18 protein-coding genes are annotated in these 18,051 nt (G+C 73.1%); 10 read left to right on the forward strand and 8 right to left on the reverse strand.

Annotated elements, in window-relative coordinates; translation table 11 throughout:
• The first annotated feature begins 6 nt into the window (after window positions 1–6).
• From ABIQ69_RS01980 to ABIQ69_RS02005, 6 genes are read left to right on the forward strand one after another with little or no spacing between them, the layout of a single operon-like run.
• Window positions 7–1,194 carry an FAD-dependent oxidoreductase gene (locus tag ABIQ69_RS01980; RefSeq protein ID WP_350348724.1) on the forward strand — a complete coding sequence of 396 codons (1,188 nt, stop codon included), beginning with the start codon at window positions 7–9 and terminating at the stop codon, window positions 1,192–1,194.
• A complete protein-coding gene (locus ABIQ69_RS01985) occupies window positions 1,191–1,514 on the forward strand; it encodes a (2Fe-2S)-binding protein (protein ID WP_350348725.1) in 324 nt (107 codons plus the stop codon). The genes ABIQ69_RS01980 and ABIQ69_RS01985 overlap by 4 nt, the downstream gene beginning before the upstream one ends.
• A complete protein-coding gene (locus ABIQ69_RS01990; protein WP_350348726.1) occupies window positions 1,511–2,998 on the forward strand; it encodes an FAD-dependent oxidoreductase in 1,488 nt (495 codons plus the stop codon). Before ABIQ69_RS01985 ends, ABIQ69_RS01990 begins: the two co-directional genes overlap by 4 nt.
• Window positions 2,995–3,927, forward strand: a complete 933-nt coding sequence (locus ABIQ69_RS01995; RefSeq protein WP_350348727.1) for a dihydrodipicolinate synthase family protein — start codon at window positions 2,995–2,997, stop codon at window positions 3,925–3,927. The genes ABIQ69_RS01990 and ABIQ69_RS01995 overlap by 4 nt, the downstream gene beginning before the upstream one ends.
• Before the next feature lie 32 nt (window positions 3,928–3,959).
• Window positions 3,960–4,961 carry a proline racemase family protein gene (locus ABIQ69_RS02000; RefSeq protein ID WP_350348728.1) on the forward strand — a complete coding sequence of 334 codons (1,002 nt, stop codon included), beginning with the start codon at window positions 3,960–3,962 and terminating at the stop codon, window positions 4,959–4,961.
• A 10-nt stretch (window positions 4,962–4,971) separates the two neighbouring features.
• On the forward strand, window positions 4,972–6,492 hold the full coding sequence (locus ABIQ69_RS02005; RefSeq protein ID WP_350348729.1) for an aldehyde dehydrogenase (NADP(+)): 1,521 nt from the start codon (window positions 4,972–4,974) through the stop codon (window positions 6,490–6,492).
• A gap of 67 nt (window positions 6,493–6,559) precedes the next feature.
• Here ABIQ69_RS02005 and ABIQ69_RS02010 read toward each other — a convergent pair whose 3' ends face one another.
• Window positions 6,560–8,668, reverse strand: coding sequence for an APC family permease (locus tag ABIQ69_RS02010; protein ID WP_350348730.1), 2,109 nt, complete (start codon window positions 8,666–8,668; stop codon window positions 6,560–6,562).
• Window positions 8,669–8,800: 132 nt separating this feature from the next.
• Between ABIQ69_RS02010 and ABIQ69_RS02015 the strand changes: the two genes are divergently transcribed.
• Window positions 8,801–9,535 carry a copper resistance CopC family protein gene (locus tag ABIQ69_RS02015; RefSeq protein WP_350348731.1) on the forward strand — a complete coding sequence of 245 codons (735 nt, stop codon included), beginning with the start codon at window positions 8,801–8,803 and terminating at the stop codon, window positions 9,533–9,535.
• Entirely contained in the window at window positions 9,532–9,894 is a 363-nt protein-coding gene (locus tag ABIQ69_RS02020) for a hypothetical protein (protein WP_350348732.1), read from the forward strand. Before ABIQ69_RS02015 ends, ABIQ69_RS02020 begins: the two co-directional genes overlap by 4 nt.
• Before the next feature lie 51 nt (window positions 9,895–9,945).
• Here the strand turns inward: ABIQ69_RS02020 and crcB are convergent, their stop codons facing one another.
• The 5 genes from crcB to ABIQ69_RS02045 are packed head-to-tail and all read right to left on the reverse strand — an operon-like array spanning window position 9,946 to window position 12,809.
• Entirely contained in the window at window positions 9,946–10,329 is a 384-nt protein-coding gene (crcB, locus tag ABIQ69_RS02025; RefSeq protein ID WP_350348733.1) for a fluoride efflux transporter CrcB, read from the reverse strand.
• A complete protein-coding gene (locus ABIQ69_RS02030) occupies window positions 10,326–10,745 on the reverse strand; it encodes a CrcB family protein (RefSeq protein WP_350348734.1) in 420 nt (139 codons plus the stop codon). The genes crcB and ABIQ69_RS02030 overlap by 4 nt, the downstream gene beginning before the upstream one ends.
• A gap of 9 nt (window positions 10,746–10,754) precedes the next feature.
• A complete protein-coding gene (locus ABIQ69_RS02035; protein WP_350348735.1) occupies window positions 10,755–11,273 on the reverse strand; it encodes a GNAT family protein in 519 nt (172 codons plus the stop codon).
• Between the two features lie 55 nt (window positions 11,274–11,328).
• Window positions 11,329–11,937, reverse strand: a complete 609-nt coding sequence (locus ABIQ69_RS02040; RefSeq protein ID WP_350348736.1) for a PadR family transcriptional regulator — start codon at window positions 11,935–11,937, stop codon at window positions 11,329–11,331.
• The gene (locus tag ABIQ69_RS02045; protein WP_350348737.1) at window positions 11,934–12,809 is read right to left on the reverse strand and encodes a DUF4097 family beta strand repeat-containing protein; all 876 of its coding nucleotides are present in this window, start codon (window positions 12,807–12,809) and stop codon (window positions 11,934–11,936) included. Before ABIQ69_RS02045 ends, ABIQ69_RS02040 begins: the two co-directional genes overlap by 4 nt.
• 342 nt (window positions 12,810–13,151) lie before the next feature.
• Here ABIQ69_RS02045 and ABIQ69_RS02050 point away from each other — a divergent pair, with 342 nt between their 5' ends.
• Window positions 13,152–13,910 carry a MerR family transcriptional regulator gene (locus ABIQ69_RS02050; protein WP_350348738.1) on the forward strand — a complete coding sequence of 253 codons (759 nt, stop codon included), beginning with the start codon at window positions 13,152–13,154 and terminating at the stop codon, window positions 13,908–13,910.
• A gap of 94 nt (window positions 13,911–14,004) precedes the next feature.
• On the opposite strand, the gene ABIQ69_RS02055 is transcribed toward ABIQ69_RS02050, so the two are convergent.
• Entirely contained in the window at window positions 14,005–14,685 is a 681-nt protein-coding gene (locus tag ABIQ69_RS02055) for a hypothetical protein (protein ID WP_350348739.1), read from the reverse strand.
• A 62-nt stretch (window positions 14,686–14,747) separates the two neighbouring features.
• On the opposite strand from ABIQ69_RS02055, the gene ABIQ69_RS02060 reads away from it, so the two are divergent.
• Window positions 14,748–16,202, forward strand: coding sequence for a PLP-dependent aminotransferase family protein (locus ABIQ69_RS02060; RefSeq protein ID WP_350348740.1), 1,455 nt, complete (start codon window positions 14,748–14,750; stop codon window positions 16,200–16,202).
• Between the two features lie 286 nt (window positions 16,203–16,488).
• On the opposite strand, the gene ABIQ69_RS02065 is transcribed toward ABIQ69_RS02060, so the two are convergent.
• Window positions 16,489–17,997, reverse strand: a complete 1,509-nt coding sequence (locus tag ABIQ69_RS02065) for an LPXTG cell wall anchor domain-containing protein (RefSeq protein ID WP_350348741.1) — start codon at window positions 17,995–17,997, stop codon at window positions 16,489–16,491.
• Between the last annotated feature and the right edge of the window lie 54 nt (window positions 17,998–18,051).

Here is an 18,051-nt window from a genome sequence, read left to right on the forward strand (position 1 = left end):
GCGGACATGGCGTACGACGTGGCGATCATCGGCGCCGGCATCGTCGGCGCCGCATGCGCCCGCTCGCTCGCAGCCGAAGGACTCCGCGTCGTCGTGCTCGACCGCTCCGCCGCCGCCTCCGGTACGACCGGCCGCGGCGAGGGCAACCTCCTCGTCTCCGACAAGGCGCCCGGACCCGAGCTGACGCTCGCCCAGCGGGCACGCGCCCTCTGGCCGGTCCTCGCCGACGAGCTCGCCGACGAGCTCGGCCCGGCCTTCCCCGGCATCGAGTTCGAACCCAAGGGCGGGCTCGTCGTCGCCACCACCGAGGCCGGTGCCGCCCCGCTCGCGGACTTCGCCGCGGCGCAGCGCGCCGCCGGAGTCGACGCCAGGCAGATCGGCGCCGACGAGGCGCTCGAGCTCGAGCCCCACCTCACGCGGGACATCAGCGCCGCCGTGCACTATCCCGAAGACGCCCAGGTGCAGCCCGTCATCGCGACCGAGGCGCTGCTCGCCTCCGCCCGCAGGCACGGCGCCGAGGTCCGTACCGGCGTGGAGGTGACGGGCCCGCTGCTCGACGTCCGCGGGCGCCTCCGCGGGGTCGCCACCTCAGCCGGCGACGTCGCCGCGGACCGCGTCGTGCTGGCCGCCGGCCCCTGGACGGCCGAGGTGAGCGAGCGGCTCGGCGCCCGCCTGCCCGTCCGGCCCCGCCGCGGCATGGTGCTCGTGACCACCCGCATGCCGCACCGCGTTTTCCGCAAGGTCTACGACGGCGACTACTTCGGGGCCACCCAGTCCTCCGATGCCGCACTGCAGACCTCGAGCGTCGTGGAGTCCACGGCCGCCGGCACCGTCCTCATCGGCTCCAGCCGGGAGCAGGTCGGCTTCGACGACCGGCTCCGGGTCGAGGTGCTGCGGCAGGTGGCCGCCAAGGCGCTGCGGCTCTTCCCCTTCCTCGCGGGCGCCTCCGTCATGCGCGCCTACGGGGGCTTCCGGCCGTACATGCCCGACCACCTGCCCGTCATCGGCGCCGACCACCGGCTCGACGGGCTCTGGCACGCCACCGGCCACGAAGGAGCCGGCATCGGGCTCTCGCTCGCGACCGCGGAACTCGTCGCCGCCGGCCTCACCGGCGCCGCAGCCCCGGTCGATCCGGAGCCCTTCTCACCCGCTCGACCGAGCCTCGCGCCCCACCTGACGGGAGCGGCCGCATGAGCGCCCGCATGCTCCCGCCGGCCTCCGACCCCATCCGGCCGGATGCCTCCGACGCCATCACGATCCGCATCGACGGCGAACCGGTCGGCGGCGTGGCCGGACAGACGATCGCGGGCATCGTGCTCGCCAACGGCCGGCTCGCCTGGCGCCGGACCTCGGCCGACGGCCGACCCCGGGGACTGTTCTGCGGCATCGGCGTGTGCTTCGACTGCATCGTCACCGTGAACGGCGACAGCGACGTCCGGGCCTGCCAGCGCCGGGCCTGCGACGGCGACGACGTCCGCACCCAGCACGACGAGCTTCCGGAGGCGACGCGATGAGCGCGATCCTCGTCGTCGGTGCAGGGCCCGCCGGACTCGCGGCCGCGCGCGCCGCCCGCGCGCGCGGTGCTGAGGTGATCCTGCTCGATGCCTCTGACGAGCTCGGCGGCCAGTACTGGCGGCACCTCCCCCCGCAGCGGCCCGCGGCGCGCGAACGGATGCTGCACCACGGCTGGGCGCGCTTCGAGCGGATGCGCCGCGAGCTCGTGGCAGATGCCGGCTGCGAGGTGCTCGTGAACGCGCAGGTCTGGGCGATCGAACCCGCAGACCCCGCCGACACGGTCGTCGCAGCCGACGGCCGGATCGACGACACCGCACGCGCCTCGCTCGTCGTCCACGTGCTCGTGGGCCCCGCCGACGGCGCGGACCGCGAGGCACGGAGCATCCGCCCCGACGCGATCGTGTTCGCGACCGGCGCGCACGACCGCACCCTGCCCTTCCCCGGCTGGGACCTGCCCGGTGTCTTCACGGCGGGCGCCGCGCAGGCGCTCGCGAAGGGCGAGCGCGTCGCCGTCGGCGAGCGGGTCGTCGTCGCGGGCGCCGGCCCGTTCCTGCTGCCGGTCGCGGCCTCGCTCGCCGCGACGGGCGCGCGGGTCGTGGGCGTCCACGAGGCCAACCGCCCCGCCAGGCTCGCCGCCGGCTGGCTGCCGCGGCCCTGGGCCCTGCTCCGCGCGACCGGCAAGGCCGCGGAGCTCGCCGGCTACGCCTGGAACCACGTGCATCACCGCATCCCGTACCGCACGGGCAGCGCCGTGATCGCCGCCCACGGCACCGATCGGGTCGAGGCCGTGACGGTCGCCCGGCTCGACCGCGACTGGCGGCCCGTCGCTGGCACCGAACGACGTATCGAGGCCGACGCCGTCTGCGTCAGCCACGGATTCACCCCGCGGCTCGAACTGCCGATCGCGGCCGGATGCGCCATCGGCCCCGACCGGTTCGTCGTGGTCGACGAGCGGCAGGCGACGAGCGTCCCCGGTGTCTACGCCGCAGGCGAGATCACCGGCATCGGCGGCGTCGACGCCGCACTCGCCGAGGGCGCCGTCGCCGGCCACGCGGCCGCCGGCGGCTCGACCGCGGACGCGGGGATCGGCAGAGCGGTCCGCGCCCGCGCGACGTTCACCGACTTCGCCGCGCGCATCGAACGCGCGCACGGCATCCGCCCCGGCTGGACCGCCTGGCTCGACGACGGCACGCTCGTCTGCCGGTGCGAGGAGGTTCCGTACGGGCGCCTCCGCCGCACCGGCGAGGCGACCTGCTCGACCGGCCTGCGTTCGCTGAAGCTCACGACCCGAGCCGGCCTCGGCATCTGCCAGGGCCGCATCTGCGGGCGCACGGTCGAACACCTGCTCGGCGGCGACGGCGGCTTCGCCGACGGCGTGAGCACCGACCGGCGGCCCATCGCCGCACCCATCCGGCTCTCCGAGCTCGCCGGCTCGGCCGCCCCGTCACGCCCGACCGGGCTCCCACGAAAGGAAACCCCATGACCGACCGCTTCGACCTCGGCGGCGTCGTCGTCGCCACGACGCTCGCGTTCAAGGAGGACGCCGCTGCGCCGGCGGGCCTCGCCGTCGACTACGACCGGTTCGCCGAGCACTGCGACTTCCTGATCAGCAACGGATGCCGCGGCGTCGGGCCGAACGGCTCCCTCGGCGAGTACTCCTCGCTCACCGACGCCGAACGGCGGAAGGTGATCCAGGTCGCCGTGGAGGCCGTCGGCGGGCGCGGCCTCGTCGTCGCCGGCGTCCACGGCGTGGGCTGGCACCAGGCCGTGCAGTGGGCCGAGTACGCCAAGGAGGACGGCGCCGACGGCGTGCTCGCGCTGCCGCCGACGATCTACCGGGCCAACCGGTCGGAGGTCGTCGAGCACTACACGCGCCTGAACGAGGTCGGCCTGCCGATCATGCTCTACAACAACCCCATCGACACCAAGGTCGACCTCACCCCCGACCTCGTCGCCGAGCTCTTCCAGCTCGAGAACGTCGTCGCGATCAAGGAGTTCACCACCGACATCCGCCGCGTGCTCGAGATCCAGGAGCTGTGCGACATCGACGTCATCGCGGGCGCTGACGACCTGCTCTTCGAGTCGCTCGTCGTGGGCGCGACCGGCTGGTTCGCCGGCTACCCCAACGCGTTCCCGAAGGAGGCCGTCGAGATCTACAACCTCGTCCGCGCCGGCGAGATCGAGGCCGCACGGGAGCTCTACAAGGGCCTCGTCGCCGTGTTCCGGTGGGATTCCAAGACCGAGTTCGTGCAGGCGATCAAGCTGTCGATCGACATCGCCGGACAGAGCTACGGTGGACCCACCCGTCCGCCGCGCGGACCGCTCTCTGCCGAGCACGAGGCGACCGTGCGCCGTGACACGCTGAAGGCACTGGAGTACGCGGCGAGCCGCAACCTCGTCTCGGCCCGCTGACGGGCCGTCCGGAACCGGCAGGAGATCCACCCATGCGTTCGAACCGAGTGATCACGGCGGTCGACTCGCACACCGAGGGGATGCCGACGCGCGTCGTGACCGGCGGCGTCGGCGTCATCCCCGGCGCGACCATGAACGACAAGCGCCTGCACTTCATGGCGCACCTCGACGACCTGCGCCTGTTCCTCATGAACGAGCCGCGCGGGCACGCCGCGATGAGCGGGGCGATCCTGCAGCCTCCTACCCGGTCGGACTGCGACTGGGGCGTCGTCTACATCGAGGTGTCGGGGTGCCTGCCGATGTGCGGGCACGGCACGATCGGCGTCGCGACGGTGCTCGTCGAGACCGGCATGGTCGAGGTCGTCGAGCCGGTGACGGAGATCCGGCTCGACACCCCCGCCGGGCTCGTCGTCGCCCGCGTGCAGGTCAGCGACGGGCACGCCGACTCGGTGACGATCGAGAACGTGCCGAGCTACGTGGAGGCGCTCGACACCGCGGTCGAGGTGCCGGGACTCGGGCGGGTGCCGTACTCGATGGCGTTCGGCGGCAACTTCTACGCGATGGTGGAACTCGATGACGTGGGCCTGCCGTTCGACCGGTCGCACCAGCAGGAGATCCTCGCCGCCGGGCTCGCCATCATGGACGCGATCAACGAGCAGGCGCCGCCGCGACATCCGACCATCGAGGGCCTCGACCACTGCCACCACGTCGAGTTCATCGCATCGGGCTCCGACGCGAAGCTCTCGCGGCACGCGATGGCCATCCACCCCGGATGGTTCGACCGGTCGCCGTGCGGCACCGGAACCTCGGCCCGGATGGCCGAGCTCTGGGCCAGGGGCGAGCTCGCCCTCGACACCGACTTCGTCAACGAGTCGTTCATCGGCAGCCGCTTCGTCGGCCGCCTCATCGCCGAGACCGAGGTCGACGGCCGTCCGGCGGTCATCCCGACGATCACCGGTCGGGCGTGGGTCACCGGCATGGGCCAATACCTGCTCGACCCCAGCGACCCGTTCCCCACCGGATTCCAGTTCTAGGAGCATCGAGATGACCGACGACACCCCCGCCCAGGACCTGGACGCGATCGCCGCCCGGGCCGCCGCCGCCGCCGGCCCCTTCGCCGACACGAGCCCCACGGAGCGTGCGCGTGCGCTCGTCGCGGTCGCCGACGCGCTCGAGGCAGACGCCGACGAACTCGTCGCGATCGCGATGCGCGAGACCGGGCTCGCCGAGCCCCGCCTGCGCGGCGAACTGAAGCGGACCGCGGTCCAGTTGCGCCTGTTCGCCGACACGATCGTCGACGGCGCCTACCTCGACGTGCGCATCGACCTGGCCGACCCCGACTTCGTCCTGGGCCCGCGGCCCGACGTCCGGCGCACGCATGTGCCGGTCGGGCCGATCGTGAACTTCGCGGCGTCGAACTTCCCGTTCGCGTTCTCGGTGGCGGGCGGCGACACCGCCGCGGCGCTGGCGGCGGGATGCCCCGTGATCCTGAAGGGCCACTCCGGGCACCCGGAACTCTCGCGCCGCACGGCGGCCGTCGTCACCGACGCGCTCGCCGGGGCCGGCATGCCCGACGGCGTGTTCCAGCTGGTCACCGGGCAGGAGGCCGGCGTCACGATCCTGCAGGACCCGCGCGTGAAGGCCGGCTCGTTCACCGGCTCGATCCCCGCAGGTCGGCTTCTCGCGGACATCGCCGCAGCCCGGCCTGCGCCGATCCCCTTCTACGGCGAGCTCGGCAGTGTGAACCCGGTCTTCACGACCGCGGCGGCGATCGCCGAGCGCGGCGCGGAACTCGCGGCGGGCTACGTCGCGAGCGTGTCGGGCTCGGCCGGTCAGCTCTGCACGAAGCCCGGGTTCCTCTTCGCGCCCGAGGGACATGGCCTCGATGCCGCGATCGCCGAGGCGGCGTCCTCACTGGCCGAGCACCGCATGCTGAACCCGCGCATCGCCGCGGGCTACCGCGACCGCCGCGACGAGGTGCTCGCCGCCGCCGGCGTGCGCACGATCGCCGAGGGTGGCGTGCGGTTCGACGACGACGGCCACGGGTGGGTGACGCCGACGATCGTGGCGGTGCCGCTCGACGACCTCGTCGCCGGCCGCGACGTGCTGCTCGAGGAGTGCTTCGGACCGCTGTCGATCCTCGTCGAGGTGGGCCGCGCGACCGGGCCCGCCGAGCTCGCCGCGCTCGTGCCCACCCTCTTCGCGGGCAACCTCACGGCGACGCTGCACGCCGGGGCCGGCGAGCAGGGCGAGGACGTGCGGACGCTCGTCCGCGTGCTCACCGAGCACGCCGGACGGGTGCTGCTCGGCGGCTGGCCGACGGGTGTCGCGGTGACCCCCGCCATGCAGCACGGCGGTCCATGGCCCGCGACGACGAACGATGCGTCGACCTCGGTCGGCACCGCGGCCATCTCGAGGTTCCTGCGTCCGGTCGCCTACCAGGGTGCCGCCGAGGAGTTGCTCCCGCCGCCGCTGCGGAGCGACAACCCGTGGGGCGTGCCGCAGCGCATCGCCCCCGCGGGCGAGTCCGCGGAGTGGGGCGGGCGCGCCGTCGCGACCTCGTGAGCCGCCGGCCTGACCGCCTGAGCCGGGTCGGCGCGTCAGCGCGGCATGCGGTCAGCGGGGCGTCCGGTCAGCGGTGCTGCTTCGCCGGGGCATCCGTCATCGGCCGCCGTGGCACGGGCCGCACCGGCTCGCCGCGGCGGTCCTGACCGGGCAACGGACGCGAGCGCCGGCCGTAGATCAGGTCGGAGGAGTCGAGCAGCCACGGAACCAGTGCGACGGTCACGCCGTGCACGAGCATCAGCTTCTGGCGGATGCGCCGCGCCTTGTGGTTGTGCAGGATGTTCTCCCACCAGTGGCCGACGATGAACTGCGGCATGTACACCGTCACGACCTCGGAGCCGTGCTCCGCCCGGTGCTGCTTGATGTACTTGATCAGCGGGTAGCTGAGGTCGCGGTAGGGCGAGGACAGGATCCGCAGTTTCACGTGGATGTTCTGCTTGACCCAGTCCTTCTTCAGCTGCTTCGTCTGGTCGTCGTCGAGGGAGACGTGCACCGCCTCGAGCGAGTCGTGGCGGGCGGCGATGGCGTAGTCGAGGGCCTTCAGGGTCGGCTTCTGCATCCGGCCGACGAGGACGATGGCGTGGTCGCCTGAGGCGCCGAACGTGGTGACCGGGTCGACCTCGATCTCCTTCTCCACGTCGCGGTAGTACCGGTTCACACCCATCATCAGCACGAACAGGATCGGCATCAGCACGAAGACGATCCACGCGCCGTGGGTGAACTTCGTCACCGTGACCACGATCAGCACGACCGCGGTCATGAGCGCGCCGACCGCGTTGATCACGAGCGCCCGCAGCATCGCGCCGCGCGAGAGCGCGCGGTCATCGGGCGTCGGAGGATGTGCTGGCCGCCGCTCGCGCTTGGACCCGGCCGGATGCCGCAACCGGGCGAGCTCGCGAAGCCAGTGCCGCACCATGCCCGTCTGCCCGAGCGTGAACGAGACGAACACGCCGATGATGTAGAGCTGGATCAGGACCGTGAGGTTCGCCTGGAAGACGAGCAGGATGACGCTCGCCGCCAGGGCCAGGATGATCACGCCGTTGGAGTAGATGAGCCGGTCGCCGCGGGTCGACAGCGACTTCGGCGCATACCCGTCGCGCGCGAGCACCGAGCCGAGCAGCGGGAAGCCGTTGAACGCGGTGTTCGCTGCGAGGAGCAGCACCAGCGCCGTCGACGCCTGGATGACGTAGAACGGCACCGAACCGTCCCCGAACGTCGCCGCCGCCACCTGGGCCATGAGGCTCGGCTGCGGCTCGGTCGCGCAGCCCTCCCAGCCGATCAGGTTGCAGGGCACCTCCGCGTAGTGCACGTTCGAGATGAGGGCCATCGCGGTCAGCCCCGCGAAGAGCGTGATGGCGATGCCGCCCATGAACACGAGCGTCAGCTGGGCGTTGCGGATCTTCGGCACCCGGAACGCCGGCACGCCGTTCGAGATGGCTTCCACGCCCGTCAGGGCGGAGCATCCGCTCGCGAAGCTGCGCAAGAGCAGCAGCACGACCGCCGCCTGCGTGAGCGACTCGGCCTGCACGTCGTACCCGGCGGACTCGGCGACCGGCGCGTCGCCGAACGCCGTCCGCGTCAGGCCGACGACGATCATGAGGAAGACGCTGCCAATGAACAGGTACGTCGGCACCGCGAACGCCTTCGACGACTCGCTGACGCCGCGGAGGTTCACGGCCGCGAGGATGATGACGAAGAGCACCGCCAGCTCCACGCGGAAGGGGTTCAGCTCGGGGATGGCGGAGATGATGTTGTCGACGCCGGAGGCGACGGAGACGACGACCGTCATCACGTAGTCGACGAGCAACGCGGATGCCACGACGAGCCCGGCCTTCTCGCCGAGGTTCTTGTGCGCGACCTCGTAGTCGCCGCCGCCGGACGGGTAGGCCCGGATCAGCTGCCGGTAGCTCAGCACCACCGTGACGAGCAGCACGACGACCGCGAGCGCCACCCACGGGGTGAAGGAGAGGAACGCGAGGCCGCCGACGAGGAGGATCATCACGAGCTCCTGCGGGGCGTAGGCCACCGAGGAGAGCGGGTCGCTCGCGAAGATGGGGAGCGCCAGGCTCTTTGGAAGGAGCTGTCCTTCGAGTTTCTCGGTGGGCAGAGGGTCGCCGATGATCCAGTGCTTCGGCGACTTCAGCTCAGCGGGAGGTGTGTCCGCCTCATTTGTCACGGCGGTCGAGACTACACCCGCCACGGGGCCTGTCAAGTCGGCCGGCGCAGGCGATTTTCGCAGGTGCCGCCGCAGATCCTGCCGGGGCTCACCACAGACCCCGTGCAGGCGTCGTTGCTAGCATGTGGCGCCATGACCCCCAGCAGCCAGCTCCCCCTCCGCCGCCGTGCCACGGCCCGCCTCACGCGCCTCGCCGGTGCCGCGCTCGCCGCGGGTGCGCTGCTCGGTCTCGCTGGTCTCGCGGCCGCGCAGCCGGCCTTCGCCCACGACGAGCTGCTGGGGTCGACGCCCGAGAACGGGGAGGTCTTCGACACCGCTCCCGAGCAGGTCGAGCTCACGTTCTCGAACGACGTCATCGCCGTCGGCTCGGTGATCGAGGTCGTCGATCACCACGCCGAGCCGGTCGAGACCGGCGAGACCACCGTGCTCGGCCCGGTCGTGAGCGCCGCGCTGCCGGCCGACCTCTCCGGCGAGTACCAGGTGCGGTGGCGCGTCGTCTCGAGCGACGGCCACCCCATCGAGGGCACCATCGACTTCGGCGTCGGGGCGGATGCCACGGGATCGTGGGCGTCCGAGGCGCCGCACGACGGCGCCGGGTCGGGCGAGGAGAGCGCCGAGGATGCGGGCGACGGTTCCGCCGACGACGCGACCGGCGCGAACGGGTGGGCGATCACCGGGTTCGTCGTGGGTGCGCTCGCCGTGCTCGGCCTCGTCGCCGCGATCCTCGTCCGAACGGTGCGGCGCCCGCAGGCGCTCGGCACCGGCGGGGGAGCCGCCGACCGCCGAGATGGTGCGGAGGGTGCGGCGCGCGAGGAGCGTGACGACTCGGCCGGCGGCTCGGGCTCGAGCGACGGTCCGCTCGCATGACCGCGGTGTCGGACTGGGTCGCGGTCACCCGCGACGACGGCGAGACCGTGGGTTACCTCGACTCGCAGAGCCCCGACTACGACCCGGTCGTGCCGCGCAACCGCCTCGGCCACGCCGTCGGCGAGCCGCAGTCGTACGTCGACGCCGAGGAGCTGCTCATCTCGCGAGGCATCGGCGAGCTCGCCGAGCACTGGTCGCTCGACGGCGGCGGCCAGGCGCTCGCGATCGCCGAGCTCTCCCCGGCCGGCATCGTGCTCCGCGACGCGCTGCTCGCCAAGGCGCTCGTGCCGACGGAGGACGTCCGGGTCGCGTGGCCCGACCTCGACGGGCGCCTGACCCGGTTCACCGCGTCGCGCTGAACCGGACTGAGCCCTCGCGCGGGCACCCTCGTCGTGCCCGCGGCCGCCGATTCAGCGCGTCAGCAGGTAGGCGGCCGCGCAGGCGGCCACGCCGAGCACGAGCGTGACCGCCACGTTCAGCACGGCGGCACGCCAGCGACCGCCGGTGGCGAGTTCCACGGTCTCCACGGTCCACGTGCTGAACGTCGTGAGCCCCCCGCAGAACCCCGTCACGAGGATGAGTCGTACATCCTCGCCGACCGCGGCGCGTTCGGCGAGGCCGATGATCGCGCCGGCGACCGCCGACCCCGCGACGTTCGCGATGAGGATGCCGCCCGGCAGATGCCCGGGCCGCACCGGGAGGGCTCGGGAGAGCGCGTACCTCGCGACCGCGCCGACCGCGCCCGCGACGAGCACCGCGGCGACCACCCACGGCGTCAGCGTGCCCGCCGTCACAGCGTCGCCCCCGCGTCGGTGACCTCGCCGGGCATCGGGCGGTGGGCGAGGCGGGAGCCGAGCGCGAGGCCGGCGCCGGCGAGCAGCAGCCCGCCGATCACCGACGCGGCGAGGTAGCCGGCCGCGACCGGCCAGGCGCCCGCGGCGCCGAGCAGCGTGAGCGAGGCGGCGACGGCCGAGAGCGTCGTGAACGAGCCGAGCACGCCCGCGCCGACGCCCGCCTTGACCCAGGTGGGCGTCGCTGGACGGGTCCAGAGCCCGCCGGCGAGCCAGCCGAGGACGAACGCCCCGGCGAGGTTCACAAGCAGGGTCGAGACCGGGAAGGCGTCGTCGGCGTGCGGCAGGAGGAGGTCGGCACCGAGCCGGAGGGCGGTGCCGACGAGTCCGCCGGCGAAGACGGACAGGTACGTGCGCACCCCACGAGGCTACGCGCCGGCGCCGGTGTCTTCGGCCCGGTGGACCCAGACGGATGAACGCGCCCAGGTGCCCTTCGGGTACTCGAAGGGCTCCTCGCCGACGAGCACGAACCCCGCCTTCCGGCAGATGGCGTTCGACGCGGCGTTCTCGACGCGCGGGTACGCGTACACGTCGACGGCGCCGTGCGTCGCGCGCGCGTCGTCGAGCACGGCGAGGAGCGCGGCCGTCGCGATGCCGCGGCCCTGATGTGCCGCCTCGACCGCCCACCCCGTCTCGAAGGCTCCCGAGCCGTGGTGGCCGTCGGGCCAGGTGCCGATGCTGCCGACGCCCTCGGGGTGGTCGGGGGTGACGATGCGGAACATCCGCGCGCCGCCCTCGCGCCAGAGCCGCAGGTACCTCGCGTGACGCTCGACGAGCGCCTGCTCGCTCTCGGGCCCGCCGAGGAACGCCGTCATCTCGGGCGTGTTCGCGCGCCGGAGCGTCTCGAGGCCGTCGTCACCCCACTGCTGCAGCCGCACCTCGGTCATGTCGCGAGTGAACCGGGCGCCGCCGACATCCGGCGGCGCCCGGCGTCGGATGTCGTCAGCGCGAGAGGTCGGCGAGCAGCGCGTCGCGCACCTCGCCGAGCCGGCGGCGCAGCGCCGCCACGGTCTCCCCCGAGACCCGGCTGCGGTGCGCATGCGTGCGCAGGTCGGTCCGCACCTGCTGCCGGAACTCGTTGATCGCCAGCTCCGCCTCATGCAGGGCGCGGTTGGACTCGGCGTGCAGGTTCGTCGTCGACGTGGCATCCTTCGCGGCGCGCTTGGCCTCGCGGGCGGCGCTCGCGAGCTCGGCCCGGAGCGTCCGCATCGCCTCGTCGACCTCGGCGCGCACGCCGTCGGCGAGGCGGCGGACGGAGTCGGTCACCTCGTCCTCGATGGCGTCGAGCTCGTGGCGTCGGCTCGCGAGCTCACGGCGCCCGGCGTCGGTGATGGCGTAGACGGTCTTCCGGCCGTCGGCGGACTTCGTGACGAGCCCCTCCTCCTCGAGCTTCGACAGCCGGGGGTAGATGGTGCCGGCGCTCGGGGAGTAGGTGCCGCCGAACCGGTCGGACAGCGCCTGGATCAGCTCGTAGCCGTGTCGCGGTCGCTCGTCGAGCAGGGCGAGCAGATACAGCCGCAGGTTGCCGTGGGCGAAGACGGGCGGGGTCATTCGGATGCCTCGCCGTCGGTCGCCGCCGAGGCGGAGGCATCCGTCGCCCCTGCCCTGCCGGCGTTCGCGGGCGCGCGGTGCATGATCGAGATGTCTCCCGAGACGCTGTTCGCGGCGAGGTCGAGCCACTGGCCCGCGAGCTCGCCGGTGACGCGCTCGAAGCCCTTGCCGAGCATGCCCTTGAACCGGCTGTCGTCGATGAAGAGCGTGCCGCTCACGGTGTTGACCCGGTAGCGGGCGCCGGCGCCCTCGTCGAAGCGGAGCGTGAGCTTGCCCGACACGGTGTTGGTGTCGACGCGCGACGGGGTGCCGTGGGCGTCGACGATGAGGTCGCCCGACACCGTGTCGGCGGCGAACACGACGATCTCGCCCGAGGCGATGACGTCGCCCGTCACGGTGTGCGCCGTCACGCGGCCGACGTGGTTGCCCGCGGAGACCTCACCGGAGACGCTCGACAGCTCGATGTCGCCGGAGTGGTTGTCGACCACGAGGTCGCCGGAGACGGTGCTGAACTTCGCGTCGCCGTCGAAGCCCGAGACGAGGGCGTCGCCCGAGACGATGCCGAGCTTCAGGGCGACCTGGCGGGGCGCGAGGATCGAGACCTGGGCGCGGGCGCTGCCCGCGAAACCCTTGAACGCCTCGATGAAGTTGTCCCAGCGCAGCTGCGGGTGGTCGATCTCGAGCCGGTCGCCGTCGATCGTGACGGCGAGCTCCTTGCCGGTGACGCCCGAGATCTCGACGCGGGCGCCGGGCTCGTCGTGGGCGATGACGTCGACCTTCCCGCCGATGAGGCTGATCTTCAGGTGCCGGACGAGCTCGAGGTCGATGATGCGGCTCTCGCCCGGGGCGATGCTCCACTTCTCGATGGACATGTGCGGTGCTCCCTGGATACGGCGGCCCGGTCGGCCGGAGGTCGGTGACGCGATATATCGCGATTGCTGAGAACACGATATATCGCGTTTGCGCGAACCGCAACCCGAGGATGCCCCGTACGGGAGCGCCGCGCCGGATGCCCGTGTCGGCGGGATTCGCCGGTGTGGACCAGGTCCGACCGGCGAATCGTGCCGACACGCGTGCCGAGCCGTGGGAGCCCGTGACAAGGTCGGCGGCGTCCACGGCTTGACATTGACGTTGCGTCAAGTTCTAGCGTGGCATCCAGACCGGCGAACCCGCTGGTGCACGACCGGAGATCACGACGCGGAAGGAGGCGGACGATGGACTGGTCCATCCAGGAGATCGCGAAGCTCGCCGGCACGACGAGCCGCACACTGCGGCATTACGACGACCTCGGGCTGCTGCCGCCCACGCGGATCGGCTCGAACGGCTACCGCTACTACGACCAGGCCGCCCTCGTGCGACTGCAGCGGATCCTGCTGCTGCGCGAGCTCGGCCTCGGTCTGCCGGCGATCGCCGAGGTGCTCGCGGGCGAGACGTCGCAGACGCATGCGCTGGCCGGCCACCTCGCGTGGCTGCGGCAGGAGCAGCAGCGGCTGGCGCGCCAGATCGCGTCGGTCGAGAAGACGATGCACGCCGTGGAAGGGGGTGAACAGATCATGGCACCAGAGATGTTCGACGGGTTCGACCACACGCAGTACCGCGAGGAGGTCGAGCAGCGCTGGGGCGCCGACGCGTACGAGCGCGGCGACCGCTGGTGGCGCGGCATGAGCGACGAGGAGCGCGCGTCCTGGAAGGCCCGCACCGCGCAGCTCGGCGCCGACTGGATGGCCGCCGCCGAGCGCGGCGTCGCGGCCGACTCGGCCGAGGCGCGGGCGCTCGCGAAGCGGCACGTGGAGTGGCTCACGGGCGTCCAGGGGACGCCGGCGGCGACGCCGGGCGGCGACCTCAAGGGATACGTGCTCGGCCTCGGCGACCTCTACGTCGCCGACCCGCGCTTCGCTGCGAACTACGGCGGCCAGCGGGGCGCCGAGTTCGTCCGCGACGCGCTCCGCATCTACGCGGAGGCGGAGCTGTAGTCCGCCAGGCCGGTGCGGAGGCCCACCGAGTCTCCGCTCATGGAGCGCCGCGGCCCCCGAGGTGTCCCGCCTCGGGGGCCCCGGCCGTCTGGGGTCAGGGAGTCGTGGGGGCGGCGGTCGCCGCAGCGGTCGCGGAGGTCTCCCGCCAGTCCGCCGGCGCCCGCCGGATGGCGAAGAGCGGGATGGTCCAGCCGCAGAGCGGCCCGATCGTCGCCGCGAACAGCACGGTGCCGATGCCGACGTTGCCCCCGAGCAGCCAGCCGGCCGTGAGCACGGTCAGCTCGATGCCGGTGCGGACGATCCAGATCCGCCAGCCGGTCACCCGGTGCAGGCCCGTCATGAGGCCGTCTCGCGGCCCGGGGCCGAAGTGCGCGCCGATGTAGAGGCCGGTCGCGATCGCCAGCACGACGATGCCGGCCGGGAGCAGCAGCATCCGCACCCAGAGGTCGAGTCCCTGGGGGATGAGCCACAGGCCGACATCCGCCGACGGACCGACGAGCAGCGCGTTCATGACCGTGCCGAAGCCGAGGCGCTGCCGGAGGGGGATCCAGATGAGCAGCACGACGCCGCTCACGAGCACGGTGATCACCCCGAAGCTCAGCCCGGTGTGCTTCGCGATGCCCTGCGTCAGGACGTCCCACGGCGAGACGCCGAGCTCCGCGCGGACGATGAGGGCGATCGCGATGCCGTAGAGGAAGAGGCCCGCGAAGAGCTGGATCAGCCGCCGCGTGAGGATCGGTGCGGGATCGTCGAACGAGGGGAGGCGGCGCGGCATGGAACCATCCAATTGCGCGATTGGCCTTTCAGCAAGATGCCAATTGGCCTAACGTGGCCTGCATGTCGGATGCCTCGCTGAGCGCCAGAGCGCTCGAGACCCTCCTCGGCGCCTGGCGCGGGGCCGCGTCCGAGGGCACGGCCGGCGAACCCGTCTACCGCGCGCTCGGCGAGCGGATCCGCCTCCTCGCCATCGACGGACGCATCCCCGTGGGCACCCGGCTGCCCGCCGAGCGGGATCTCGCCGACCGGCTCGCGCTCAGCCGCACGACCGTCACCGCCGCGTACCGGCGCCTGCGCGAGCAGGCGCTGCTCACGAGCGTGCGCGGATCGGGCTCCGTGGTGCGCCTCCCCGGCGCGCCCGCCGTCCCGTCCGTCGGGGGCGAACCGGCCACGATCGACTTCTCCAAGGCGGCCCCGCCCGCCCTGCCGTGGCTCGCCGAGGTCGCCCGCGAAGCCGTCGACGACCTGCCCGCGCAGCTCGCGGGCCACGGCTTCGACCCGGTGGGCCTGCCCGCGCTGCGCGAGGCGATCGCCGACCGGTACACGGCCCGCGGCCTGCCGACCTCGCCCGACGAGATCATGGTGACGATCGGCGCCCAGCACGCGATCGCCCTGCTGTCGCGGGCGCTCATCGGCCGCGGCGACCGTGCGCTCATCGAGGCGCCCACCTACCCGCACGCGTACGAGGCGCTCCGGGCCGCCGGCGCCCGGCTCGTGCCCGTCGCCGTCTCGCCGCACGACGACCAGTTCGGGGCATCCGACGAGGCTGAGGCGCTGACGCGAGCCATCCGCCACGCGAACCCCGTCGCCGCCTACCTGATGCCCGACTTCCAGAATCCGACCGGCCGAACCATGAGCGAGGCCACCCGCGAGCGCGTGCTCGACGCCGCAGCCCGGCAGGGCACCGTCGTCATCGCCGACGAGACCATCGCCGAGCTCGACATCGACCGCGGCTTCGCGCCGCGGCCGCTCGCCGCGTACGGCCCCGCGGTGCTCGTCGGCTCCACGGGCAAGACGGTCTGGGGCGGCATCCGCATCGGCTGGATCCGCGCAGAGAAGCCGCTCCTTCGCCGCGTGCTCGCCGTGCGCCCGCCGGGCGATCTCGGTACGCCCATCCTCGAGCAGCTGATCATCACGCGCATGCTCGGGCGGATGGACGACGTCCTCGCGCTCCGCCGGGCGCAGCTGCGAGCCGGCCGCGACCGGCTCGAGCGACTGCTCGCCGACGCCTTCCCCGACTGGCACGTGCCGCACGTCGACGGCGGCATCGTGACCTGGGTCGGGCTCGGCGCCCCGGTCAGCTCGCAGCTCGCGCTCGCCGCTCGCACCCACGGACTCGTCGTGGCCGCCGGTCCGCGGTTCGGCATCGACGGGGCGTTCGAGCGCTTCCTGCGACTGCCCTTCTGCCAGCCGGCCGACGAGATGGATGCCGCGGTCCGGGCGCTCCGGCTCGCCTGGGACTCGATGCCCGGCATGCCGGCCGTCGAGTCCGGGTTGGCGTCGGAGGTCGTCTAGACCGAACGCGCCGCCCGCAGGCGGCACAGCTGCGGGCGCGGGTGGGCGGCGGCCCGGACGCATGGCCCGGACCGCCGCCGTTTCTCCTCATTCCCCAGGTCCCCCTGCGGATTCCCTTCGATCCTGTGGTGGAGCGCCGGGTCGGCGGTGGGGGACAACCGCCGACCCGGCCGGCCGGTCGGGTACTACCGGCCCCGCCGCGCGCCGGTGAGGCGCGCGGGGTCGAGTCCCCGCATCGGGCGGGGAGCCCGGGGTCGCCGTCCCCCGGCGGCCCCGGGGCCGCCCGTCAGCGACGCAGAGCGAACCGCCGGAAGCCGACGAGCAGCAGGCCCGCGAGGAGCGCGAGGCCGGCGAACCCGAGGGCCGCGGTGTCGGTGCCCGTCGAGGCGAGCGAACCGGACGCGCCGGCGGCGAGTGCCGTCGCCGAACCCGAGCCGGCGACCGTCGACGAGCCGCCGTCACCCGGCGTGCCGGGGTCCGTGGGGTCGGTCGGGTCGGTCGGGTCCGTGGGGTCGGTCGGGTCGGTCGGGTCCGTCGGGTCGGTCGGGTCGGTCGGGTCCGTCGGGTTCACGACCGTCGTCGGCCCGTCGGTCTCGCTGTCGCCGATCACCGAGATGGCGTTGCCGCCGATCGTGATCGGCAGCGAGATCCCGGGGATCAGCTGCGTGCCGCCCAGGAGGCTGCCAGACCCGTCGGTCGTGGCCCCGCCGGTGCCGCCGGTGCCCGGCGTCACGACCGTCTCCGCGCCCGACGACGTGGAGTCGCCGATGCCCGAGATGGCGTTGCCGCCGACCGTCACCGGCAGGCCGACCACCGGGAGCACCTGCGTGCCGCCGAGGATCGAGTCGGTGCCCGAGGTCTCGGCGCCGGAGGCGCCGGAGCCCGACGTGCCAGAGGAGACGCCGGTGGAGGCATCCGTGGACTGGCTGTCGCCGATCACGCTGATGGCGTTGCCGCCCACCGTGACGGGAGCGCCGATCGCGCCGACGACCTGCGTGCCGCCGAGGATCGAGTCGGTGCCCGAGGTCTCGGCGCCGGAGGCGCCGGAGCCCGACGTGCCAGAGGAGACGCCGGTCGAGGCATCCGTGGACTCGCTGTCGCCGATCACGCTGATGGCGTTGCCGCCCACCGTGACCGGCGCCGAGATGCCCGGGACCAGCTGCGTGCCGCCGAGGATGGAGTCCGTGCCCGAGGTCGACGCGCTGCCGCCGGCCTGCGTTCCCGAACCGTTCGAGACCTCGGTCGAGGAGTCCTCGGCCGAGGAGTCGCCCACGAGGCTGATCGCGTTGCCGCCGACGGTGATCGGCAGCGACACGTTCACGAGGCCCTGCGTGCCGCCGAGCAGCGAGTCGTCGCCGCTCGTCTCAGGTGCGGGAGCAGGAGCAGGCGCCGGCGCGGGCGCCGGTGCGACCTCGGTGGCGGCGTCCGTCGACTCGCTGTCGCCGATGACGCTGATGGCGTTGCCGCCGATCGTCACCGGGACCGACACCTCGATCAGGGCCTGGCTGCCCGAGCCGATGCCGTCGTCACCCGACGTGACGGCGACGGGCGCGGACTCGCCGCCCGAGGCGACCTCGGTGGCGGCGCCGTCCGACGACGAGTCGCCGACCAGGGAGATGCCGTTGCCCGAGACCGTGATGGGCAGGTCGATGGAGATCCCGGCCTGGGTCGCCGAGAGGATCCCGTCATCGCCGCTCGTCTCCGAGGCGTTGGCGATGCCGGCACCGAGGAGCGTGAGCCCTCCGGTGACGAGGGTCGCGTACAGCGCCCTCACGGCGAATTGCTTCGCGTTCATGATCAGTCCTCCTGACTGAGTTGGGTGGATTCGCTCCCGCGCGGGGAGCATGAC

The sequence above is a fragment of the Agromyces sp. G08B096 genome (genome assembly GCF_040267705.1).
Lineage (GTDB): Bacteria > Actinomycetota > Actinomycetes > Actinomycetales > Microbacteriaceae > Agromyces.